General features: G+C 35.7%; 23 protein-coding genes and 1 tRNA gene. 14 read left to right on the top strand and 10 right to left on the bottom strand.

Going from position 1 to position 22246, the window contains the following annotated elements; genetic code table 11:
- Window positions 1–124: 124 nt before the first annotated feature.
- From NTY12_03190 to def, 7 genes are all read right to left on the bottom strand, one after another.
- Window positions 125–493 carry an endonuclease domain-containing protein gene (locus tag NTY12_03190; protein ID MCX6793007.1) on the bottom strand — a complete coding sequence of 123 codons (369 nt, stop codon included), beginning with the start codon at window positions 491–493 and terminating at the stop codon, window positions 125–127.
- Window positions 494–578: 85 nt separating this feature from the next.
- Complete coding sequence (locus NTY12_03185; GenBank protein MCX6793006.1) at window positions 579–809, bottom strand: 4a-hydroxytetrahydrobiopterin dehydratase; 231 nt, start codon at window positions 807–809, stop codon at window positions 579–581.
- Between the two features lie 10 nt (window positions 810–819).
- Window positions 820–993, bottom strand: a complete 174-nt coding sequence (locus NTY12_03180; GenBank protein MCX6793005.1) for a hypothetical protein — start codon at window positions 991–993, stop codon at window positions 820–822.
- Window positions 994–1013: 20 nt separating this feature from the next.
- Window positions 1014–1637: a hypothetical protein gene (locus NTY12_03175; GenBank protein ID MCX6793004.1), complete on the bottom strand. Its 624-nt coding sequence runs from the start codon at window positions 1635–1637 to the stop codon at window positions 1014–1016.
- A 98-nt stretch (window positions 1638–1735) separates the two neighbouring features.
- A tRNA-Glu gene (locus tag NTY12_03170) sits at window positions 1736–1807 on the bottom strand.
- A gap of 109 nt (window positions 1808–1916) precedes the next feature.
- Complete coding sequence (gene fmt / locus NTY12_03165) at window positions 1917–2852, bottom strand: methionyl-tRNA formyltransferase (GenBank protein MCX6793003.1); 936 nt, start codon at window positions 2850–2852, stop codon at window positions 1917–1919.
- A complete protein-coding gene (def, locus tag NTY12_03160) occupies window positions 2849–3325 on the bottom strand; it encodes a peptide deformylase (protein MCX6793002.1) in 477 nt (158 codons plus the stop codon). Before def ends, fmt begins: the two co-directional genes overlap by 4 nt.
- Window positions 3326–3403: 78 nt before the next feature.
- On the opposite strand from def, the gene NTY12_03155 reads away from it, so the two are divergent.
- Window positions 3404–3769 carry a hypothetical protein gene (locus tag NTY12_03155; protein MCX6793001.1) on the top strand — a complete coding sequence of 122 codons (366 nt, stop codon included), beginning with the start codon at window positions 3404–3406 and terminating at the stop codon, window positions 3767–3769.
- On the opposite strand, the gene NTY12_03150 is transcribed toward NTY12_03155, so the two are convergent.
- A complete protein-coding gene (locus NTY12_03150) occupies window positions 3660–4469 on the bottom strand; it encodes a class III extradiol dioxygenase subunit B-like domain-containing protein (GenBank protein ID MCX6793000.1) in 810 nt (269 codons plus the stop codon). The two genes, NTY12_03155 and NTY12_03150, sit on opposite strands and share 110 nt — an antisense overlap.
- Before the next feature lies 1 nt (window position 4470).
- Entirely contained in the window at window positions 4471–5838 is a 1368-nt protein-coding gene (locus NTY12_03145; GenBank protein MCX6792999.1) for a hypothetical protein, read from the bottom strand.
- A gap of 237 nt (window positions 5839–6075) precedes the next feature.
- On the opposite strand from NTY12_03145, the gene NTY12_03140 reads away from it, so the two are divergent.
- Together NTY12_03140 and NTY12_03135 are read left to right on the top strand one after the other, a co-directional pair.
- Complete coding sequence (locus NTY12_03140) at window positions 6076–6813, top strand: hypothetical protein (GenBank protein ID MCX6792998.1); 738 nt, start codon at window positions 6076–6078, stop codon at window positions 6811–6813.
- Between the two features lie 14 nt (window positions 6814–6827).
- Window positions 6828–7277, top strand: coding sequence for a hypothetical protein (locus tag NTY12_03135; GenBank protein MCX6792997.1), 450 nt, complete (start codon window positions 6828–6830; stop codon window positions 7275–7277).
- Between the two features lie 159 nt (window positions 7278–7436).
- Here the strand turns inward: NTY12_03135 and NTY12_03130 are convergent, their stop codons facing one another.
- Window positions 7437–10064, bottom strand: a complete 2628-nt coding sequence (locus NTY12_03130) for an AAA family ATPase (GenBank protein ID MCX6792996.1) — start codon at window positions 10062–10064, stop codon at window positions 7437–7439.
- A 159-nt stretch (window positions 10065–10223) separates the two neighbouring features.
- On the opposite strand from NTY12_03130, the gene NTY12_03125 reads away from it, so the two are divergent.
- The 11 genes from NTY12_03125 to NTY12_03075 all read left to right on the top strand — a co-directional run bounded on the left by NTY12_03125 (window position 10224) and on the right by NTY12_03075 (window position 22076).
- A complete protein-coding gene (locus NTY12_03125) occupies window positions 10224–11417 on the top strand; it encodes a WecB/TagA/CpsF family glycosyltransferase (GenBank protein MCX6792995.1) in 1194 nt (397 codons plus the stop codon).
- Window positions 11386–12486: an undecaprenyldiphospho-muramoylpentapeptide beta-N-acetylglucosaminyltransferase gene (gene murG, locus NTY12_03120; GenBank protein MCX6792994.1), complete on the top strand. Its 1101-nt coding sequence runs from the start codon at window positions 11386–11388 to the stop codon at window positions 12484–12486. Before NTY12_03125 ends, murG begins: the two co-directional genes overlap by 32 nt.
- Before the next feature lie 94 nt (window positions 12487–12580).
- A complete protein-coding gene (locus NTY12_03115) occupies window positions 12581–13297 on the top strand; it encodes a hypothetical protein (protein MCX6792993.1) in 717 nt (238 codons plus the stop codon).
- 65 nt (window positions 13298–13362) lie between these two features.
- Window positions 13363–14757: a UDP-N-acetylmuramate--L-alanine ligase gene (murC, locus tag NTY12_03110; protein MCX6792992.1), complete on the top strand. Its 1395-nt coding sequence runs from the start codon at window positions 13363–13365 to the stop codon at window positions 14755–14757.
- A 5-nt stretch (window positions 14758–14762) separates the two neighbouring features.
- Complete coding sequence (locus tag NTY12_03105) at window positions 14763–15509, top strand: class I SAM-dependent methyltransferase (GenBank protein MCX6792991.1); 747 nt, start codon at window positions 14763–14765, stop codon at window positions 15507–15509.
- Window positions 15510–15522: 13 nt separating this feature from the next.
- Complete coding sequence (gene murB / locus NTY12_03100; protein MCX6792990.1) at window positions 15523–16464, top strand: UDP-N-acetylmuramate dehydrogenase; 942 nt, start codon at window positions 15523–15525, stop codon at window positions 16462–16464.
- Window positions 16465–16620: 156 nt separating this feature from the next.
- Complete coding sequence (locus NTY12_03095) at window positions 16621–16899, top strand: AbrB/MazE/SpoVT family DNA-binding domain-containing protein (GenBank protein ID MCX6792989.1); 279 nt, start codon at window positions 16621–16623, stop codon at window positions 16897–16899.
- An 8-nt stretch (window positions 16900–16907) separates the two neighbouring features.
- Window positions 16908–18695 carry an efflux RND transporter periplasmic adaptor subunit gene (locus tag NTY12_03090; protein ID MCX6792988.1) on the top strand — a complete coding sequence of 596 codons (1788 nt, stop codon included), beginning with the start codon at window positions 16908–16910 and terminating at the stop codon, window positions 18693–18695.
- A gap of 4 nt (window positions 18696–18699) precedes the next feature.
- Window positions 18700–19416, top strand: a complete 717-nt coding sequence (locus NTY12_03085; GenBank protein MCX6792987.1) for an ABC transporter ATP-binding protein — start codon at window positions 18700–18702, stop codon at window positions 19414–19416.
- Between the two features lies 1 nt (window position 19417).
- Window positions 19418–20674: an ABC transporter permease gene (locus NTY12_03080; GenBank protein MCX6792986.1), complete on the top strand. Its 1257-nt coding sequence runs from the start codon at window positions 19418–19420 to the stop codon at window positions 20672–20674.
- A gap of 145 nt (window positions 20675–20819) precedes the next feature.
- On the top strand, window positions 20820–22076 hold the full coding sequence (locus tag NTY12_03075; GenBank protein ID MCX6792985.1) for an ABC transporter permease: 1257 nt from the start codon (window positions 20820–20822) through the stop codon (window positions 22074–22076).
- Window positions 22077–22246 lie beyond the last annotated feature (170 nt).

Here is a 22246-nt window from a genome sequence, read left to right as displayed (position 1 = left end):
GGTTCATTATATATCGCAATAGCTTAAAATATTACGTCATTCAGCCCAACAGTTGAATGACGTTTTTTTATTTTCACAAACTCTACCCCCAACCCCTCCTCGTGCAAAGCACAAGGAGGGGTGACTAGAGATAATACTTTTTCTCTATATTCTTAATATAGTTTGTTAATTTTTTTAGCACAGATAAGATATCATCTTCAATCTCTTTGTTAGTGAGTCTGATAATATCAATATTATAGAGTTTTATAATATGCTCTCTTTTTATATCATAATTTATATTATCTCTTAAATCATGAATTTTTCCATCTACTTCTATGCCTAACTTCAAGGCTGGGCAATAAAAATCTAAAATATATCCAGCCATGACGTATTGTCGTCTAAATCTATAACCAAATATCTTATCTCTATTTATTAATCTCCATAATTTATTTTCAGCTTGAGTTGGATTATTCCTGAATTCACGAGCTAAAATAAGTTTATTTATGTAGGACATGTAAATGATATATTCGATAATAAAAGTCACCCCTCCTTACGCGTTAGCGTGAGGAGGGGTTGGGGGTAGAGTTCGCGACTAAAACCTAAACTAGTTCATCAATCTTTTTCGCCAATTCTCTATCTTTGTCAGTTACGATATTTCCAGCATCATGCGTGGAAAGTTTTATAATGACTTTGTTATAGATGTTAGTCCATTCAGGGTGATGATCTGCTTCGTTGATGACGAGCGCCGCACGTGTCATAAAAGCAAAGGCTTCGTTAAAATCCTTGAAAGTAAATTCTTTGATTAGTTGGTTATTTTTTTCGTGCCACATAGTAGCTAAATTACATATTAAAATATTCTAAAAATTTGTAGATTAAAAACGCTGGCCAAACGATTGCTTTAAGAACGCCGACCACGCCCATCAAGAAAGTAGTTGAATGTTGGATGTAGTAAATAACAGCTCCAATAAAAGCTAAGCCATAAACCCCGCCTAAAAATCCTTGATTGTTTGACATATGTTAAAAATAAATTTGTGTTATTTATTTAATTCCGCTTGATTACTTCTGAATAATCTTGCTTGAGATAATTGGCTTGGCTTCGCAGTTTCATTAAGATTTGGTAAATGTTTCTCAATTTTTTCCCATGCATTTTTTAACTCTTCTAATGACAGTTCAGCTTCACAATCGAACGTGATTGACTGGTCAGAGTTTTCTATCTTTATATCAGGGATGGATAAGTCACTAAAGAAGTCTTTAGAAAGAAATGAGTATTTATCTTCAAAACTAATTTTTTGTCTGTCAATATCAAAACCAGATTCATAGGTGTTATAACCTTTTTGTCTGAGGTTTAAAACAGTTGCTCGAACTTGAGGTTCAATGTTTTCGATGTATGCTCCCATATTCATTTCTTTTTCATTGGCTACTGGATTTGTTTTTCTGCGATTTTCTATTTCTTTATCCATGTTATCTATGGTGGTTTTTCTCAATTTAGCGAAATATTCGAGAAGTCTGAATTTTTCATCAGAAACATTTTTCCCTAGAAATTTTTTTAATCTTAAAATTTCTGTTTTTGATCCAGATTCAAGAATAGTTTGACGTACATCTTCATTATGCAGGTCTTCATTAATTGGTATTTCTGACAATTTATTTTCTTTAAACATATATTTGTAGTTCCAAAGGGGAATTCCGCCTCGCCTTCGCTTCCGCTCAGACTCATTACCCTGTGAGTATAGAATAAATAAAAGCTTTTATTTGATAGTAGTCCCAAGGGGAATCGAACCCCTATTACCAGGATGAGAACCTGGCGTCCTAACCGTTAGACGATGGGACCGTATTATTTTTGTCATCCTAGCGTAAGCTAGGATCCAGGGTTAATAAGTAAAAACACGAATCTACCGACTACTCCTAGGTTCCAGCTTGCGCTGGAATGACAGTATTTTTTAACCTAAAACCGTTCCTATAAAATCATTATAACCTCTTAAGAACTCTTCGGCTGCCATTGGTTTTTTGCCTTCTAACTGCAGCTTTCTAACAATTAAAGAATCGTGTCCGCATTGAACTGCTAAATTGCTGTTATAAATAAATGTTTTACCAGGCTTTTGGCTATTGATTGGAATCATTAAAGCATCAACCTTTAAGATTTTCAATTGTTTGCCAGCTAACCAAGTCCAAGCTGAAGGCCAAGGTGCCATGGCTCTTGTAAAACATTCTATTTTTTTAGCGTCTTGAGACCAATCAATTATACCATCTTTTTTCTCAAGGCGACCAACATAATTTGCTAAACTATTATCTTGCTCAACAGCTTTAATGTCACCACTAAAATAACTAACAATTGTATCTGGTAAAATTTCGGCGCCTAAAGACGATAGTGTCTCACCCAAAGTTTCGGCAGTTTCTTCAGCGCTTAGCTTAACACTTCTTTGTCTAAGAATTGGACCAGTATCAAGTGTTTTATCCATTAACATTATTGTAACGCCGCTGTCTGTTTCATTGTTTAAAATTGGAGCTTGTAAAACACTGGCTCCGCGGTATTTTGGCAATAATGAACCATGCACATTAATACAACCAAATTTAGGTAAACTTAAAACTGACTCAGGAATAATTTGCGCATAAGCTACAACTACAATCGCATCAAGTTCCATGGCGCGAAGCTCATCAACAATTTGTGATATTTTTTGTGGTTGGAAAACTGTAATTTTATTAGCCTCGGCTACAACTTTAACTGGTGTTGGTGTAAATTCCATACTTCTACCTGATGGCATATCAGGTTGGCTAATAACCGCTTTGATTTCAAAACGTGAATCATTTAATAAAGCCGTCAAACAGGGGACGGCAAATTTTGGAGTTCCAACAAAAGCTAGTTTATATTTACTCATACGTTTTCAGCTTCAACCTTATGTATATTTTTAGCTTTATCAATAAAAAGAATACCATCTAGATGATCAATTTCATGTTGAATAACTCGTGCCATTAAACCACTAGCATCAATTGTTCTTTTCTTTCCACTAATATCAATAAATGAACAGCGAATTTTCTTATAACGTTTAAGGTCCCCGAAAGTTTCTGGAACTGACAAACAACCTTCTTCGCCCCAAACTTTAATTAATGATTTCTTCTCTATAACTGGATTGAACATGGCTTGTGTGCCATCTTCGCTATTAACAATGATTAATCTAATGTTTTTGCCTACCTGAACGGCAGCTAGACCAACTCCGTCATAAACCAGCATTGCTTCAGCCATATCTTTGGCAAAATCAACAAAAGTAGAGATTTCACTTGGATTAATCTCTTTAGAGCGCTGTCTAAGGCGCGGATCTGGATTTATAACTAGGGCTAGGTTTGTTGTCATATTTTCCTTAATATACATTAAATTGCCAAAAAAATCAAGCTAGCGGTTGACTCTTTTACATGCTAGAATAGCTCTTATATGGAAGAAAATGAAGTTAAAAAAGAAGAACCAGTCTCATTCGGTGACATCTTAAAAACTAAGACTGCCGGAAAAAAACCACCAGCTTACGCTTGGCAGGATTTAGCTTTGCGCATTCAGAAAGAATTACGCATTCCGCCTTTTAAGCGCAGTTCTATTTTCAAAGCGTGCCGTGATTATCCGCGCTCAGTAATCGAACGTTGTTTAGCTGATACTAAAGAACTTTGTAAGAGCGGAGAACAGTGGCGTTATTTTTTTAAGACTTTGGCGACAAGTCACCAGACTGAGAATACTGAATCATTGCATGACCAACCCCAAAAGGAAATTCATAAGACAAAAGACGAGGTTCAAGACCAACGTCATTAAGTAAGCCAACAAATAAAGCCAGTGTTGCTAAATCTTCGCAAGCAACCTCTTCACTAATGGCTGATAATTCAATTAAAGTTGCTTCATCTTTTTCTTTCAGAGCTTCGATTATTTTTTGATCAAATTTTTTGCCCTTGGCTGAATAGCCAGTGGGCGATTTTTTATTTAGGCGATGTGACAAATCAGCTGAAGCAATAATAGCAATTCTTGATTGATCATTAATAATCGTTGCCTGCATGTCTTTGCCTGTTTTTATAATTTCTTCAATGCCAATAGCATTATCAACTGTTAAAGGTACAATTGATTCACGAAAATTATTACTTAATAGATAAAGCGGGATCGCTGTTCCATAATCAAGTCCGGTTTCTGTTGTTAACATGATATTATGTTTTTCTTCTAAATTTTCTCTTAGTCTGCCGGCTAGAGCAATATCACCGTTAAAATCCCAGCGCGTAACCAAATCACCAAATATTTCTAGATTAGCTTTGAAGTTAGGAGCAATATTAATACTTATTCCATTGGGAAAAACTTGTCCTTTAGAACTTATAACAATAACTGAGTCTACTTTGTTAGCTTCTAATTCTTTGAGCAAACCCGCACCAGCATCAATTGTAGCTTTAAATTGAGCAGTGTGTTCTTTGCCAATATTTGGAACTAGAAGAGGACTATGGGGCATGACTGCCGCAAATACAAGTGCCATATTATTCTAAGATAATTGGATCGCCGTCAGCGTGTAGTGATAATAATTTATCTGATACCGTGATAACGTTAGTCCATTTATAACCTAATTTAATGAATGCTTCAGCTGACCAAACAGCTCGTTTTAAGCCATTTTCTATAATATAGATTGCGGGTGAGTTTTTAGTTTTAACAATATCACCATCTGTTAACCTGATTGGATCAATCGTTTGATAGTTTGCTAATTCAGCTGTTGTTGTGCGAATAATCTTTTTGCCTTTAAACTTAGTCTTTAGCAAAACAGCGTCCCAGAGCGGAGATTTGGTTCCTTCGCTAATCCAATAGATTCCACCAGTTTTTTTGTCTTGCAATAAGGCGCCGGTTGGATAGTTAGAAGCAGCGGTTAAAGGTGTACTTTCTGTGTAGGAAGCTAAATCAGCGTCGGCAGCTTGAATAATTTCAGCGGCGTTAAAGCCTAGTTTCTTAAATGCATCTGGGCTAAGAATTCTTCGTTTGTTGTTATCAACTAATAGATAGATACGTCCATTTGGAACTCTAACAATAGAGTATTGAGCAAATTTTATAGTTTCACCAGTTGGATATTTATCAAGGTCAGCTAAGCTAACGATTTGAATACGAGAAACATCGAAGCGTGACGCTAGGACGCCAATGTTAGAAAAAGCTCTTTTTTGTCCATCTTGAATTAACCAAATATTTTTATCACCCTTGGCTTGCAGTAAAGATCCGTTTAAGTATTCGCGAGTAAAATAACGTTGCCAAATTTTCCAGAAATTAAAATTACCATTATAAACATGCGGTGTGTAATTATATAAAGCTGCTGTCGCTTGGTTTACAATTGTGACAACCATTGGGTCACGCCCAGTATTAGCAATTGTATAAGTTTGTCCAGCCACGAAATGATAATATTGAGGATTGTCCATGTAGTCACGAAACTGTAATGACGCACTATTTATTTGTTTCCAGAATCCTTTCCAACGATCATTACAACCGCCACTATCAGGACAGCCGTAACCAGTTGCTCGATCAAGCTGGCCTTGAGAAGGGGATTTGTCTTCAATTAAACTTTGTTCTTTTTGTAAAAGCACGATAATGAATTTTGGATTTACGTGGTTATTTCTAGCACGATCATAAATTGCTTGCGCTGCAGTCATGGTTAAACCATCAGGATTAACAACCGGATAAGTTGCTAAAAAGCCACCTTGGGCAACAAGGAGGTTTTGAATTTCTTCTTGAGTCATTGATTGATCGTCAAGAATTTCTTGGTCACCAATTATATAACCGGGGTTGAATTCAGCCCTAGCGATTGGCGAGAAGATTAAGAAGGCGGTTAAAGCTATTATTCCTGTAAAAGCGTGTTTAAAATATGTCATTTATCTATTATATAATTATGAATATTAGTTTTAATAGTATACAGTAAAAGGGTTCATTTATCAATATTTCATCGTATTTAATTTTATGGTCTGAGTGTTGACACATGGCCGATAAACATGATTTAATAGGCTATTAATAGATCTTTGAAAAAATCATTTATATAGGCTAATTGCTAAGCACGTTTATTTAAGCGAATTTAGCAATTAACCTATTTTAAATTAAATATTATTAAAGTCATGGAAATTGTTAAACTAATTAACTTAAATGGAGCAAAAGATACGTTAACAAGACTGTTTAATTTTGCTGCTAAAAAGGCCCTCGAGGAACTAAAAAAGGCGATGAAGGACCTCATTGATAAAAAGCTTGTCACTATAAATATGTGTGGCGCAGCTGATTATTGCGAAGATTTGTATATATTTTCGGTCTCAAGTTTGCGGACCGGCAAAAGTATCTATATTCATATTAAAGACAACGGTAAGCTTGATCTGGTATATGAATTTAGAGGTGGTAAAGAACGTATGTGTCACGCAATCGATACCATCGATAAAAAGTTTCTTAATCCAAGAATGAAAGTAGTTTGTAAGTATGATTTAGAGCTTGAAAGTTTTTGGGCTACTGAATTAGAAGCAGTCAAGGATTATTTTACATCGAGAAGAATCCCGGTTAAGAAACATCATAAGGATAGTTTTACTACGAAAATGAGTTCATTTAAGGTCTCAGAAAAACTGGATCAGCAACTGAAGATTTTTACTGAAGGCGGTAAGAAATGGTTTTATGTCAAACTGTTTATGAACAGAGGTGTTAATCTTTGGGAATATTTTCATCATTACGTCACAGACAAGGAGATTCTAAAAATAGTGTCCAGTCCTGGTTACAAGAGTGATCGTAAAAAGGATGGAATAGAAATATTCGAGCTCGGTGATGGAAGAGAAAAGAACAGAAAGGATTTACTTAAAAAAGTTTTTGAAAAATAAATTAAGGAGTAGTTTTGGTAAAGCGATATAAAACACCTTATGTTCTTGGGCTATTAGACGGCTTAAGTCAAGATAAGAAAGAAGAAGCAAAAATTTTGTATATTACTGCTGCTGATATCTGTAAAACCATGCTAGGAGAACGAGCTTATCTTCCACATGAGCAATTAGACTGGCAGTCAGCCTTAACGTCTAAAGAAATTTATCAATACGAAAGCGATAGAATTCGTTATACTACTTCGCTTGTGATTGCGGTTGATTTTACGTTTTCATGGGAAGGTGGAGCCATACTTCAATTAGCCAACGATGCTAAGGTTCCAATCATCTTAATGTTACAGTACAATGCAGGTATACCACGATATATTAATGGTATGAATATATTCTATAGTTTTAATTTCAGTAAATATTCTGATTTTAGATATGCACTTTCCAATGCATTAGAAAGAATAAGACATTGTCTTAAGTAATAAAACACCCCGCGCAAAGCAATAAGCTTTTCGTGGGGTTGATTTTATTTAAGCTAATTGTCTGAACCACAGATTGCGCTGATGAAAAAGATAAACACTGATAGTTTTGCAAAGTATCAGTGTTTTATCTGAAAATCTGTGGTATCTGTGGTTCTGACTTTATTTTACCGACAATGAAATATTATTCTTTAAATCAAGCGTAATATTTACTTTGTCGCCATGCTTAACTTGTCCGCCAACAATCTTAGAAGCTAATTCATTTAGAATCATATTCTGAATAATACGCTTTAGAGGACGAGCGCCAAAAGTTTGATCAAAACTTTTATCTGCCAACAGTTGCTTAACATTTTTGGCGATTTTAATCTTAATGTCTTGGTTTCTTAGTCTGGTTTCAACTTTAGCTAATTCAAGATCAACAATATGAGCTAAGTCTTCTTTTAATAAACTCTTAAAGACAACGATTTCATCAATACGGTTTAAGAATTCTAGCTTAAAGTGTTGACGCAAAATTTTATCAATCTTTTCCTTCATTTCAGTTTGTTGAACAGTTTTTACTTTTTCGGCATCTGAGTGATCTGAGAAACCAATTGAGTATTGGCGAATAACTTCATTACCAAGATTTGAAGTCATGATAACAATTGTATTCTTAAAGTTAACCACGCGGCCTTTAGCATCAGTTAAACGTCCGTCATCTAAGATCTGTAATAAGACATTGAAAACTTCTGGATGAGCTTTCTCAATTTCATCAAATAAAATTACGCTATAAGGTTTTCGTCTCACGCGATCAGTTAATTGTCCGCCTTCTTCATAACCAACATAGCCAGGAGGGGAGCCAATCATTTTGCTGACGCTATGCTTTTCCATATATTCGCTCATGTCTAATCTAATTAAAGAATTTTCATCATTAAACATGAACTCAGCTAAAGCTTTAGCTAATTCAGTTTTACCAACACCAGTCGGACCAACAAAAAGGAAAGAGCCCATAGGTTTTTTCTCTTCATTAATTCCTACGCGTGAGCGTCTAATAGCATGAGCTACACCTGAAATAGCATCGCTTTGACCAACAACACGAGTGCTCAAATCTGCTTCAGCGCGAGCGAGTTTTTTAACTTCTGATTCAAGCATCTTAGCGACCGGAATTCCAGTCCAACGCGCCACAACGCGAGCAATATCTTCTTCATCAATTTCTTCTTTTAAGATTCTTTTGCCAGTGTTGTTAAGGCGATTTAATTCGGTTTCTTCTTTTTTAATTTTCTTTTCTAAATCAGGAATTCCAGCATAGCGAATTTCTGCCACTTTAGTTAAATCGTCGCCGCGGCGTTCTGTCGTCTCAGCCTCTGCTTTAAGTTCGTCTATTTTATTCTTGTAGGAACGAATACGACCAATAATATTTTTCTCATTTTGCCAACGTGATTCAAGTTGAGCTGCTTTTTCTTTCAAATCTGACAAATCCTTGCTAGCTAGTTTCAGTTTGGCATCATTGCGTTTATCACGAATTAAATTGGCTTTAGTAATCTCTAGGCGACGGATTTCTTTGTTTAATAAATCAAGCTCTTCTGGTGAAGAATCAATCGACATACGTAGAGCAGAAGTTGCTTCATCCATTAAATCAATGGCTTTATCAGGTAAAAATCGATCACTGATATAGCGTGAAGAAAGTTTAACCGCGGCGACAATCGCCTCATCAGCAATTTTAACGCCGTGATGTAATTCATACTTATTTTTAATACCACGCAAAATTGAAATTGCATCATCTTCATCAGGTTCGCTAACGAAAACTGGCTGGAAACGTCGTTCTAAAGCTGTATCTTTTTCAATATATTTTTGATATTCCTTAGTGGTGGTTGCGCCAATAGCACGCATTGTGCCGCGAGCTAAAGCTGGCTTTAACATGTTCGCCGCGTCAGCCGAACCATCAGCCGAACCCATACCAACAATTGTATGTAACTCATCGATAAATAAGATTAATCTACCTTCATTAGCTTCAACTTCTTTGATTAAAGCTTTTAGACGATCTTCGAATTCACCACGGAATTTAGCTCCAGCAATTAAAGCTCCGAGATCTAAGGAAATCAATTCTCTATTTTTTAAACTTTCTGGTACATCACCAGCCACAATCTTTTGAGCTAAGCCCTCAATAATAGCCGTTTTACCAGTACCGGCTTCACCCAAAAGAACTGGGTTGTTCTTTAAGCGGCGAGATAGAATTTGCATGACACGCTTAATTTCTTCGTCACGACCAATAACAGGATCAAGTTTATTTTCTCGAGCCATGGTTGTTAAATTGGTAGTGTATTTTTCAATAACTCTAAAACGAGTTTCTGGTTCTTGGCTATCAACTCGTTTATTGCCTCGCAAGGTTTTAATAGCTTCTAAAAGATTTTTTCTTAACAAACCGTGGCTAGTAAGAATTTTTTGAACATCTGATTTAGTTTCTAAGATGGCTAGCAAAATATGTTCAGTTGAAACAAATTCGTCTTCCATTTGCTTAGCTTCTTTAACAGAGCGTTCAATAATCGTTGCCATCTCAGTTGTGCCTTGAACCATGCCGATATTGGCGGTGACTTCAATCTTTGGTAATTTTTCAATTTCAACCTCAATGCGTTCGCGTAGGTTGTCAGTGTTGATATTTAAACTATCAAGTAGGGGGCGAACTAAGCCTTCAGTTTGTTCTAATAAAGACAAAAGCATGTGTGAAGCATTTATATATTGTTGGCCATATTCCTGTGCAATGACTTGAGCATTAATGATGGCTTCTTGTGATTTATGTGTAAATTTGTCGAGCATAGTAATAGTTGTAAATTTTGAATAACTTAGCAGTCATACTGCTAGATTGCTAATTTAATATACAATATCTAGCCTTTTTGTGTCAACATTGCCTTATAAGTATGCCTAAAGTATAATTAAATTAAGCAATAATACGCTGATTTTAATTCTACGGCTGTTATGAAAAAGATCCATATTCTCGGAGTCACAATTGATATTTTAAGCTCTTCAGAGCTAAAACGCTCGATTTTGCAACTACTTAATCGTCGCCGCGGCCATATTGTCACTCCTAATCCAGAATTTCTTCTCCTGGCTCAAGATAACCAGGAATTTTTTTCCGTACTCAATCGGGCTGATTTGTCTATTCCGGACGGCATTGGCTTAAAGTTTGCTGGCTGGTTGAAGGGCGTTAATATCCACCGTTATGCTGGTTCTAATTTAGTTAAGTTCCTTTTAAGCCTAGCTAATCAAAAACATTTACGCGTGGCGGTTATAAATCGACAAGATGGTTTGTCGAATGACGAAGATATTAATCAAGCTTTAAGAAAACAGTTTCCTCATCTTAAATTTTTGGTTTGTTCAATTGATCGTGAATATCAGAAATATGATGTCTTGTATTTAAGAGCTTTTAAGCCTGATGTTGTGTTTGTTACTTTAGGTGCTCCTTGGCAAGATAATTTTATTCGCAAACATCTTTTGCGTGATATTCCTCGTCTTGGCATTGCTATGGGAGTTGGTGGTAGCTTTGATTTTATAACAGGTAAAATAAAACGAGCACCAAAAGTTTTTCAGGCGCTGGGCATAGAGTGGTTATGGCGATTAATAATGCAACCGTGGCGCTGGAAAAGGATTTTTAACGCCGTGGTAGTTTTTACTTTTACAGTTTTGGCTTGGCAGATTCGTCGTTTTCAATTTCGTCCCAATGTTGTAACCTTAATAATTAATCAATTTGATGAAGTTTTAATTTTGAATCGTTTAGGTAAGAGTGATTATTGGGGTTTGCCTCAAGGCGGAATTGACGCTGGAGAAAAAGCTGCTAAAGCAGCTGAACGAGAAGCCTTTGAAGAAACCGGGCTTAAAAATTTACAAATTATTGGTCGCTTTGATAGTCTTGTTTCCTACGTTTGGCCAAAGCATTATACAAACAGAGGCTATAAAGGCCAAAGGCAGACTTTATTTATTATGCGGTATTATGGAGAACGCAATGCGGTTAAGCTTGATAAATATGAACACAAAGCTTACAAATGGGTTAATATCAAAGATCTAATTCGTTCGGTTAGTCCAATCCATAAAACTAACTATGAGTTATTTTTAAAAAAATATTGGGAAATAATTTATAATCATGAAAAAACTAAAACAGTTAAGGAAAAATAATAAATATCGAATTGTTTTAAGTGGTGGTGGAACCGGTGGTTCAGTTACACCATTATTAGCTGTGGCTGATGAGTTAATTGCTCATTATGATCAAGATGTTTCAATGCTCTGGATTGGTACTGCGCAAGGCGTTGAAAGAACCATGGTTGCTAATTATCCTTTTGAATATCGTAATATTTTAGCTGCTAAATGGCGTCGCTATTTTTCTGTTCGTAATATTACTGATTTATTTAACCTAACCATTAGTTTTTTTCAATCATTGTTTATTCTAGCCGCTTATAGACCGCAAATAATTATTACTGCTGGTAGTTTCGTTTCTGTGCCAGTGGCTTATGCGGCTTGGTTTTTCAAGATTCCAGTTTTAGTTCATCAGCAAGATATTAGACCAGGACTCGCTAATAAACTAATGGCGCCAGTTGCCAAAATTATTACCGTAGCTTTTGAAAAGAGCTTACTCGATTATAAAAAGAAATCTATTTGGATTGGAAATCCGATTCGAAAAGAGTTTAAAGATTATGAAAATATTAATCAGGTTAAACCAGTCGGTGATTTGCCAACAGTTTTAGTTTTAGGTGGTGGAACTGGCTCAGAATCAATTAATAATTTAATCGTTGAGTCACTTGATGATTTAACTAAAATTGCTAAAGTTGTGCATGTTACTGGCAAACATAATGAAAAGCCATTATTGAATCGAGAAAAAGTAGATAACTATTATTTTTATGATTTGCTTGGCACGGCTCACATTGCTCGTTCAATCAGTGAAGCTGATTTAGTTATAACTCGCGCTGGATTAGGAACTTTATCTGAACTGTCATTTTTAGCAAAGCCAACTATTATTATTCCAATTCCAAATTCACACCAAGAAGATAATGCTAAATATTTTAAGGATTGCGGCGCCGCCCTCGTGCTCGATCAAACAAAATTAGACTCTAAACAACTGGTTAAAGAAATTAGTAATTTATTAGCTGAAAAAGAATTGATGCTAGCTTTTTCCAATGCTATGGCTAAAGCCATGAAGCGAAATGCCAATGCTAGCTTAGTTCATATCATTGACAGAATGCTTAAATAGTGATATTTTATTATATCTGGTCCGACAGTAATCGGAAGAAAAAACAAAAAAATGTGGTCCGGCACAAAACCGGAAGAAAGTGAGTTATTTAAAAATGAAAGAATTAAGAGAATTACCTTACAACATAAATCCAAGATTTAGTTTGGATTTAGCGTCAAAATTGACAGAAAAGATTTCAGAAGCATTTAGCAGCAATCAACCTTTTGATATAGTGGTATTGTCTGCCATGTTAGAGGCAAGTACAAACCAAAAGATAGAGTTGGTTAAAAAAGTTTTTGGTATCAACCCATATCCGATAATCCCTTCACTGGATAAAAAATTTGAAGCATCGAGATACGAGTTTGATGTTTACGTTGACGGCATTTATAAACATGAAAATACCCTAGGACGTTATCGGTCGGTTTACCCAGAGCTTTTTAGCAAGTCTGGAGAGAGTAGTGCTATTACAGATAGTATCTATAGCAAAAAGGTTGATAAACTTTTGCCCAGGAAAATGTATAGAGTTAGATTATTTAAGATAATCACTAGATATACAAACTTCTATGAGATTTTTCATTTTTTAGAAAATCAAAAAAGCATGATTGTTGGACCACAAGGTTTATGTCAATTGTATGCTATGTGTAAGCATAAACTACCAAATGATATACATATTGCCGCCCCTCATGTATTTGATAATTCAGAGAGTAGTGGTGTAGCATTGTTGCATACTAAGATCAATGATAAATATTTATATCTTAAAGATTATGCTAACGGCGCTGCTTCAGCATTTAAACTAAAAAATTTCTACGTAATAGCTTGTTATCAGAAATAGCTATTAATAATATTAAGCCCCGAGACACTTTTGTGTTTTAGGGCTTTTTTTGTTAGGCTAAAGCTATGGATTTCTCAAAAATCAAGAAAATATACATGATTGGCATCAAAGGAGTTGGCATGACAATGCTAGCTGAGTTTTTGGCGCACGAAGGTTTTTCTGTGTCTGGTACTGATACCAGTGAAACTTTTATGACTGACGCAGTCCTCGAACGAGCGAGAATAAAAGTTAACCAAGGTTTTTCAGTTGAACATTTAGCTCGTGATTTTGATTTGATTATTTATTCAACAGCTTATAACGAAACTAATAATGAAGAATTAAAATTGGCTAAAGAGAAAAAAATAAAGTTAGTTACTTTTGCTGAAGCCTTGGGCGCGATTTTTAATTTGCGTCACGGTATAGCCGTGGCTGGTTCACACGGCAAAACAACTACTACCGCGTGGCTCGGGTTTGTTTTGGAAAAAACTGGTTTAGAACCAAATGTTATGGTTGGTGCACAAGTGCCACAGTTTAATGGCGCTGGCTTAACCGGCAAATCAAATTATTTAGTTATCGAAGCTGATGAGTATCAAAATAAATTACAGTACTTTAATCCTAGAATGATTTTGTTAAATAACATTGATTATGATCATCCTGATTTTTATCCAACAGAAGAAAGCTATGAAAATGCTTTTGCCGAGTTTATAAAAAAATTACCAAAGTCAGGAACTTTAATTGCTAATTTTGATGATAAGATTGTTAAGCGTTTAGCTAAAACAAATTGCCAAGCTAAGGTTATTAGTTATGGTACTTCAGCTGATGCCATGTATTCTGCTTCAGAAATTGTCTGGAACAATCAAAAGCAATATTTTAAAGTTAGATTAAAAGATGAAGAAGGCGAATCTGATTTAGGTACTTTTGCTACGCTTCTGCCCGGCAAGCACAGTGTTTTAAACGCCTTAGCCGTGATTGCAGCGAGCATTGAACTAGGCGCTGAACTTCATTTAATTAGACGCGCTTTAGAAGAGTTTACCGGTACGGCTAGACGTTTACAGATTTTAGGTGAATTCAAAGGCGCAATTTTAGTTGATGATTACGCTCATCATCCAACAGAAATTCAAGCCACAATGCAAGCCGCTAAGCAGAAATGGCCCAATAAAAATATTCGAGTAATTTTTCATCCCCATACATTTTCAAGAACCGAAAGTTTCTTAGCTGATTTTGCTAAGAGTTTTAAGAAAGCTAATGAAGTTGTGGTGTTGCCGATTTATTCTTCAGCCCGAGAAAAAGATGGAACTATAACTAACGAGGGCGTCGCTGCGGCAATTAAAACTAATTCTACTGATAAACAAAAAATAATGACTGTTAATTCTTTAGTTGAGGCGGAAAATTATCTTCGCGATACAGCGACTGAGAAAGATGTAATTATTTTAATGGGTGCAGGGGATGTGTTTAGAATTGGAGAAAAATTAATTTCTTAATCTATATGTTGAATAGTGAAGATTTTAAAAAAGAAAAAATCGACTATAACGAACGATTCTCTGGTATTTTAGGGTCTGATTATAATTTGTTTGAAAAATCAGTTCCATGGCACGAAGAACTTCAAAATACAATAAAGGAAACTATTTCCAATTATTGTTCTTTGAATGATGAAGCAAAGGAATTTAAAGCTATAGACGCTGGTTGCGGAACAGGCATTACTACAATTAGGATTTTAGACGCAGATAAAAGGATTAAGGTTATTGCTATTGATAACGAAGAAAAAACATTAAAGCAAGCAGAAGAAGCATTGAAAGATAAAGTAGATAGAATTGACTTTATAAAAGACGATCTATTATCTGCTTTAGAAAAAGTTGAAGATGGCTCAGCAAATATTTTTGCTTCAGCTTATGTTATTCATAATTTGCCAATAGGGTATAGAGAGAAATTTTTTAAAGAAATAGCTAGAGTCCTTAAGTCTGGCGGCTTATTTATAAACGCCGACAAATACGCTAGAGATGATGAAAGCCAACAGAAGGAAGATCTTGAAGAGCAGATTAAAGATTTTAATATTTATGACAAAATTAATCGACCTGATATAAAAGAAGAGTGGACAAAGCATTATCATGAAGATGAAAAAATACAGATCAAGGAAGGCGAACAAAAGGCTATTCTTAAAGAATTGGGATTTGATAATGTTAAAACAATTTTTAGAAAAAGAATGGAGGCTATCATATTAGCCACTAAGAAATAATATTAAGTATTTTATGATAGAAGACAAACTACAAACCAATTATCCTTTAGCGCCACTATCAACTTTTAAGATTGGTGGAGCAGCTGAATATTTTATAACTGTTAGTGAAAAGAACGACGCCGAAGATGCTTGGTTTTGGGCTAAAGAAAATAATTTGCCCGTTACCTTGTTAGGTGGTGGTAGTAATATTTTAGTATCTGATCAGGGAGTTAAAGGTTTAGTCATAAAATTGAATAACACAGAAGTAAAAGTAGATGCCACGAATATTATTTGTGGTGCTAGTGCCAATGTTTGGGATGTCGCGCAATTGGCAGTTGATAATAATTTGTCTGGCATGGAATGGGCGATTGGTATTCCGGGTTCAATTGGCGGCGCCGTTCGTGGTAACGCAGGAGCCCACGGCGGTTCTTTTGATAAAATCGTTAAATTAGTTAGAGCTTTTGATTCTGAAAAAAATGAGTGGCAAGAATTTACAAATGAAGAATGTGGTTTTGAATATCGTCACAGTTATTTTAAGCAAGAACCTCATTTTATAATTTGGCAGACCACTTTGTCTTTAACGCCAGGTAATAAAGAAGTTATTACCGAAGCCGTAGATAACTACAGAAAGTATCGTCAGGATTGTCAGCCTAAAGAACCAAGCGCCGGTTGTATTTTTAAAAATCTTTTTATTAGCGATATTGAAATAGCTAATAAAGAATTAGCCGAACAAATTAAACAAGCTGATAAGGTTAGAGGTGGTAAAGTCGGAGCTGGTTACTTAATCGAGCTTCTAAAATTAAAAGGTTTTAGTAGCGGAGGAGCAGCCATAAGCGAGCAACACGCTAATTTTATAGTCAACAAGAATGGAGCTAAAGCTGATGACGTACTAGCTATAATCAATAAAGTTAAGCAGGATGTTAAAAAAACCTTTAATATTGAGCTAAAAGAGGAGGTACAGTACCTTGGTTTTTGATTGACAATTTCTTAGGTTTAATCTATAATAGGAATATACATACTTTTCCTACTTTTAGGAATTGTATAACCCTATCTCGCCCTCATCTACGATTCGGGCACCCTTCCCCTTCTTAATAAAAAGGGGAAGGGATGGGGAAGGGGTTAATTAATAAATATGCAAAAAAAATATTGTCATCATCATAAGTTTTTTGGTACAACTACTATGGGCGAAAAAGGCCAAGTAGTTATTCCTTCTGAGGCTCGTACTGATATGGACCTTAGAAAAGGTGAAAAGCTTATGGTCTTTAGCCCCGGAGATGGAATGATTGTTTTGTCGAAACTTTCAAATTTTGAAGAATTTGCCTCTCACTTATCTGAGCAACTTTCAGTTATGCGTAAGGTGGTTGGTAAAGCAAAAAACCAGCCTACGCTAAAGCTACGGCTTGGTAAATAAATAATAATATGACAAAGAAAAAAATTATAATTATATCTATCATCGTCGTTGTTGTAGCGGCTGGAGCTTGGTATCTCTTTGCTCCAAAAACAGCCAAAATTGAATATACAACCGCTGATGTTACTAAAGGAACTTTACTACAAACCGTCAGTGAAACTGGAACTATAACTCCGGCTAAAGAAATTGAATTAAATTTTCTTAGTTCAGGTCAGTTAGCTAAAGTAAATGTAAAAGTTGGTGATCAAGTGGTTCCGGATCAAGTCTTAGGTGAAGTTGATTTTTCTAATCTGTCTATTCGACAACAAGAAGCCATGGCGAGCGTAAATGTGTCTAATGCTAATGTTAGACAAGCTCAGTCTGCTTTTGATTCTGCCCGTCGTGAATATGATAAGTTGTCAGCTTCTTTATCCGAGAATGTAAAACAAGCAGAAAAAACTTTGCATGACCTTAGTGATACTGGACCAAGCACTGTTACTACATATGAACAAGCTATAAGCACCGCTGATTCGAATCTTGCCAGTACAAAGTCAACCTATCAAAGAATAGTTGATAATAAGTTTGATTCTTTGCAGTCAACAATTGATAATAAATTATCGAGTGCTAATACTGCCCTTGATTCAGTCTATCGCGTTCTTAACGATGATAATCTTAAGCCAACGCTTAGCGTAAAAAATAGTGGTGTCTTAAATCAAACTAGAAATAGTTATACAGCAGCCAAAGAGTCTGTTACTCGAGCTAATGCCGCTCTGACAGTTGAAAAAAATAGTCGCAGTCTAGAAAACTTAAACTCTGCTAATATTGCCACCCAGTCCGCCTTAGCTGATGTTTTTTCAGCTTGCAACTTAGCTTTTAGTGCTTTAGAAAATACTATTACTTCCTCAACTTTAAGTCAGGCTCAGTTAGACGCTTTTAAAGCTAGCATTGAAGGTCAGATAAATTCTGTCTCAATTTCTATTACTGCATTACAGTCAGCTGATCAGGCTTTAGATGATGCTAAATTATCTTATGATACTAATGTTTTATCAGCCACGCAAAGTGTTAGCCAGGCAAGAGCTTCTTATGATAATGCATTGATTGCGGCGCGAAACGCGGTTAATACCTCAAAAGTAAATCGTGATCAGCAATTAAGCTCAGCCCAGACTAGAATTGATAATGCTCAATCTAATCTTGGTGTCGCTAGCGCACAAGTTGGGCAAGCTAGCGCAAACTTAGCTTTAGTCGCTAATCAAATTTCAGACAATGTTTTGAAATCACCAATTAAAGGAATTATTACTAAAGTAAATTATGATGTTGGTGAACAGGTTACGCCTGCTAAAGCTTTCTTGTCAGTACTTACAGAAAATAATTATCAAATTGAAGTTGATATTTCAGAAACTGATATTGATAAAGTTAAACTTAACAATACTGCCGAAATTACTTTAGACGCCTTAGGCCCCGATGTTAAATTTGAAGGTAAAGTATATTTTGTTGAGCCAGCCGCTACTATTATTCAGGGTGTAACTTACTACAAAGTTAAAGTTAGTTTTGATCCAGCTGGCAAAGGTGATGTTAAACCAGGTATGACCGCTAGCGCAATTATCATGACGAATAAGAAAGAAAATATTTTGATTATGCCAGCTCGTGCCGTGATTGAAAAAAATGGTAAAAATATTGTTAGAATTTTAGAAAACAATGTTGTGCGCGAAGCTGATGTTGCAGTTGGTTTGTCTGGAGACAATGGTATGGTTGAAGTTACTTCCGGAGTAAAAGAAGGCGATAAAGTTGTTACTTTTGTAAAAGACAGTAGCAAAAAGTAATTTTATGTTGATTGAAGCGAAAGACTTAAAAAAAGATTATATAAACGAAGAGGTTGTGACTAAAGTGTTACATGGCCTCTCTTTCACTATTGCAGAAGGAGAATTTGTTTCTATAATGGGCCCATCTGGTTCTGGTAAATCAACTCTTATGCACATCCTTGGTTTTTTGGACCGTGCAACTGGCGGTAGCTATAAATTTGTTAACCGCGACGTTACTTCTTTAAGTGACGATGAATTAGCGAGTTTGCGTAATGAAAAAATTGGTTTTATTTTTCAATCATTTAACTTATTGCCTCGCACCTCAGTGCTTGAAAATGTTAAGTTACCTTTGCTTTATTCTCATAATAAAGATATTGATGCCAGCAAAAGAGCTAAGGAAGTTTTAGAACAAGTTGGGCTTGGTCACCGCTTGCATTATTTTACAAATCAAATTTCTGGTGGTGAAAAACAGCGCGTAGCGATTGCTCGTGCTTTGATAAATAATCCAGCAGTTATATTTGCTGATGAGCCAACCGGTAACCTAGATTCTAAATCTGGTATTCAGGTTATGGCAATTTTGCAAAAACTTAACGAAGAAGGGCATACGATTATTTTAGTTACTCATGAAACCTATACCTCAGAGCATGCCAAAAGAATAATTGTCATGCGTGATGGAAATATTATAAGCGATAATCCAGTAGCTCATCGTCGCTTTGCCAAAGAGGATTCAATACTTAAATAGCATGAGAAAAGATTATTATCTTAATGTCTCTTTAGGTGCTTTTCGCGCCTTAAATGCTAATCGTCGTCGTAGTCTATTGACGATGCTTGGTATTATTATTGGCGTCGCCGCGGTTATTGTTATTATTGCTATTGGAGCTGGTGCTCAATCTTTGATCCTATCTCAAGTCCAAAGCTTTGGCTCTAATTTAGTTGGAGTTTTGCCAGGTAAATCTGAAAAGAACGGTCCGCCAGCCAGTGTTTTCGGCGTGGCTATTACTACGTTAACTCTAGACGATGCCATAGCTTTGTCTAATAAAAGTAATGTTCCGCATGCTGTTGCCGTGGCGCCGTTCACGCGCGGAGCAGGTAGTGTGTCTTGGCGCAATAATAATTATGATACTAATTTTAATGGAACAAGTGCAGATTTAATTAATGTTGAAGGCGGGGAAGTGATTAGCGGCAGATTTTTTACTAAAGAGGAAGTTGATGGAACAGCACGTGTTATCGTTTTGGGTGACACTGTTAAAAATGAACTTTTTGGACAAAGTGATCCAGTAGGTCAAAGTGTGCGTTTAAAGAATAGTGCTTTCACTGTCATCGGCGTTATGAAACAGCGGGGGACAGTAGCTTTTCAAAATTATGATGATTTAGTATATCTGCCGATCACTACCATGCAAAAGGTCATTGCTGGCGTACATCATCTTGGTTTGTTGCGTCTTAAAGTTGATGAAGAAGCTAATATTGATCAAACTATTAGTGACGTTGAAATAACTTTACGAAATCGTCATAATATAAAAGATCAGACTGGTGAGAACGATGACTTCTCGGTTCGTAGCGCTAAAGATGCGTTAGATATTTTAACTACCATTACTAACGGTTTAAGATTTTTTCTAGCAGCCATGGCAGCGTTATCATTGTTAGTGGGAGGAATTGGTATTATGAATATTATGCTAATTCGTGTGGTTGAACGAACGCGTGAAATTGGATTACGCCAAGCCGTTGGTGCTCGTCGTTTTGACATTATGGCTCAGTTCTTAGCTGAATCAGTCGCTATTACTTTATCAGGAGGAATAATCGGTATTGCTATTGGAGAAATATTTTCAGTACTGATCGCACTGGTAGCTCAAAAGCTGGGCTATGCCTGGCCATTTTCATTCTCTTTTCTAGCGATAGTTTTAGCTGTGTCAGTTTCTATGGCAATTGGTTTAATCTTTGGTTTATATCCAGCTGCCAAAGCCAGTAAGTTAGATCCAATCGAAGCATTACGCTATGAATAGAATTTTATAATTTTGTAGTTTTTAATTTTTAGTTAATGCTTCAATTTTTAAATTTTTATTTGCCGATTAATAAATAAGAACTAAAAATTAAGACATTAAAAATTAATTATAAAATTACAAAATTAAAAAATATAAAATTATTAACATGACAATTATTTCTTCTGTAAAAAATTCTCTGCGTTTAATGCTCGCCAATAAAATGCGAACTAGTTTAACTTTGCTTGGATTAATTATTGGTATCACAACTGTTATTATTGTTTTCTCAGCTGGTGAAGGAATTCGTGGTTTAGTTATGGGCCAAGTAGAATCTTTTGGAACTGATGCAATTAACACAGAAGTAAAAGTGCCGAATAACAAAAAAGGTCAAGCGAGCGACAGTCAATCAAGCAATGCCTTAGCTACTGGTGTGCAGATTACGACCATGACTTTATCCGACATGGCAGATATAAACCGTTTGCCAAATATTATTACAAGTTACGCCGGAGTTTTAAGTCAGGAACAAGCCAGCTACGGCAATGAAGTTCGAAAAGCTTTTATTTACGGCGTTGGCTCAACTTATTTAGATGTTGATAAAACAGAAATTGCTGAAGGCAGGTTTTATACGGCAGCTGAAGAAAATTCTTTAGCTCCAGTTATAGTCTTAGGATCAAGCATTAAAGATAAGTTGTTTGGCAACTCTGACGCCATTGGCAAATCAGTTCGTTTACGTCAAGAAAGATTTACGGTTATTGGTATTGCTAAGCCTAAGGGTGCGGTCATGTTTATGAACTTTGATGATTTTATTTACATGCCAACTAAAACCTTACAAAAAAAGTTGATGGGCATTGATTATGTTTCCTTTATTATTAGTAAAGTTAGCGACACGTCTAGATCCGATGTAACAGCGGAAGATATTAAAGATTTATTGCGCCGTAATCATGATATAAGCGATCCAGAGCGTGATGACTTTAGAGTTACGACCATGGCTGAAGCTATGGCAACATTGAATACAATTACAAATGCTCTAACATTTTTATTGTTAGCAATTGTAATGATTTCTTTAGTGGTTGGTGGAGTTGGTATTATGAATGTAATGTATGTATCAGTCACTGAACGAACCATGGAAATTGGATTACGCAAAGCCGTTGGTGCAACCAGCAGCAATATAATGCAGCAATTTTTAATTGAATCTATTCTTTTAACTATTTTAGGCGGGGTTGTGGGCTGTATTCTCGGTTCAGTTGTGGCTTATTTAATAAGCTTGGCAGCCGGAGCCTTTGGTATTACTTGGGCATTTTCAATCCCAATTCGAGCTTTTGTTGTTGCTATATCTTTTAGTGCTTTCTTTGGTATTGTTTTTGGAGTAACGCCAGCTCGCGCCGCAGCTAAGTTAGATCCAATTGAAGCTTTACGCTCAGAATAGTTTTATATTCAGAAAATAAAAAAGCGGAGACTATTAAATAGTCTCCCTTTTAATTATTTTTCGTCTGCTTGTTTAACAACAGCGATCCTCAGTTTGTAATAATATATTTGAATGTAATATGTTATTAAATAACTTACAATAAGTATTAACCAAGAGATAATATTGTCTTT

This window comes from Candidatus Falkowbacteria bacterium (assembly GCA_026396835.1).
In the GTDB taxonomy this organism is placed as follows: domain Bacteria; phylum Patescibacteriota; class Patescibacteriia; order Patescibacteriales; family Patescibacteriaceae; genus Patescibacterium.
The sequence above is the reverse complement of the archived record's forward strand: the minus strand, read 5'-3'. Positions and strand labels throughout refer to the sequence as shown.

What these genes read in the sequence shown, in the direction of transcription:
- NTY12_03190 (MCX6793007.1), bottom strand. Translation starts at nt 493, where the DNA reads ATGTCCTACATAAATAAACTTATTTTAGCTCGTGAATTCAGGAATAAT.
- NTY12_03185 (MCX6793006.1), bottom strand. Translation starts at nt 809, where the DNA reads ATGTGGCACGAAAAAAATAACCAACTAATCAAAGAATTTACTTTCAAG.
- NTY12_03180 (MCX6793005.1), bottom strand. Translation starts at nt 993, where the DNA reads ATGTCAAACAATCAAGGATTTTTAGGCGGGGTTTATGGCTTAGCTTTT.
- NTY12_03175 (MCX6793004.1), bottom strand. Translation starts at nt 1,637, where the DNA reads ATGTTTAAAGAAAATAAATTGTCAGAAATACCAATTAATGAAGACCTG.
- fmt (MCX6793003.1), bottom strand. Translation starts at nt 2,852, where the DNA reads ATGAGTAAATATAAACTAGCTTTTGTTGGAACTCCAAAATTTGCCGTC.
- def (MCX6793002.1), bottom strand. Translation starts at nt 3,325, where the DNA reads ATGACAACAAACCTAGCCCTAGTTATAAATCCAGATCCGCGCCTTAGA.
- NTY12_03155 (MCX6793001.1), top strand. Translation starts at nt 3,404, where the DNA reads ATGGAAGAAAATGAAGTTAAAAAAGAAGAACCAGTCTCATTCGGTGAC.
- NTY12_03150 (MCX6793000.1), bottom strand. Translation starts at nt 4,469, where the DNA reads ATGGCACTTGTATTTGCGGCAGTCATGCCCCATAGTCCTCTTCTAGTT.
- NTY12_03145 (MCX6792999.1), bottom strand. Translation starts at nt 5,838, where the DNA reads ATGACATATTTTAAACACGCTTTTACAGGAATAATAGCTTTAACCGCC.
- NTY12_03140 (MCX6792998.1), top strand. Translation starts at nt 6,076, where the DNA reads ATGGAAATTGTTAAACTAATTAACTTAAATGGAGCAAAAGATACGTTA.
- NTY12_03130 (MCX6792996.1), bottom strand. Translation starts at nt 10,064, where the DNA reads ATGCTCGACAAATTTACACATAAATCACAAGAAGCCATCATTAATGCT.
- NTY12_03125 (MCX6792995.1), top strand. Translation starts at nt 10,224, where the DNA reads ATGAAAAAGATCCATATTCTCGGAGTCACAATTGATATTTTAAGCTCT.
- murG (MCX6792994.1), top strand. Translation starts at nt 11,386, where the DNA reads ATGAAAAAACTAAAACAGTTAAGGAAAAATAATAAATATCGAATTGTT.
- NTY12_03115 (MCX6792993.1), top strand. Translation starts at nt 12,581, where the DNA reads ATGAAAGAATTAAGAGAATTACCTTACAACATAAATCCAAGATTTAGT.
- murC (MCX6792992.1), top strand. Translation starts at nt 13,363, where the DNA reads ATGGATTTCTCAAAAATCAAGAAAATATACATGATTGGCATCAAAGGA.
- NTY12_03105 (MCX6792991.1), top strand. Translation starts at nt 14,763, where the DNA reads ATGTTGAATAGTGAAGATTTTAAAAAAGAAAAAATCGACTATAACGAA.
- murB (MCX6792990.1), top strand. Translation starts at nt 15,523, where the DNA reads ATGATAGAAGACAAACTACAAACCAATTATCCTTTAGCGCCACTATCA.
- NTY12_03095 (MCX6792989.1), top strand. Translation starts at nt 16,621, where the DNA reads ATGCAAAAAAAATATTGTCATCATCATAAGTTTTTTGGTACAACTACT.
- NTY12_03090 (MCX6792988.1), top strand. Translation starts at nt 16,908, where the DNA reads ATGACAAAGAAAAAAATTATAATTATATCTATCATCGTCGTTGTTGTA.
- NTY12_03085 (MCX6792987.1), top strand. Translation starts at nt 18,700, where the DNA reads ATGTTGATTGAAGCGAAAGACTTAAAAAAAGATTATATAAACGAAGAG.
- NTY12_03080 (MCX6792986.1), top strand. Translation starts at nt 19,418, where the DNA reads ATGAGAAAAGATTATTATCTTAATGTCTCTTTAGGTGCTTTTCGCGCC.
- NTY12_03075 (MCX6792985.1), top strand. Translation starts at nt 20,820, where the DNA reads ATGACAATTATTTCTTCTGTAAAAAATTCTCTGCGTTTAATGCTCGCC.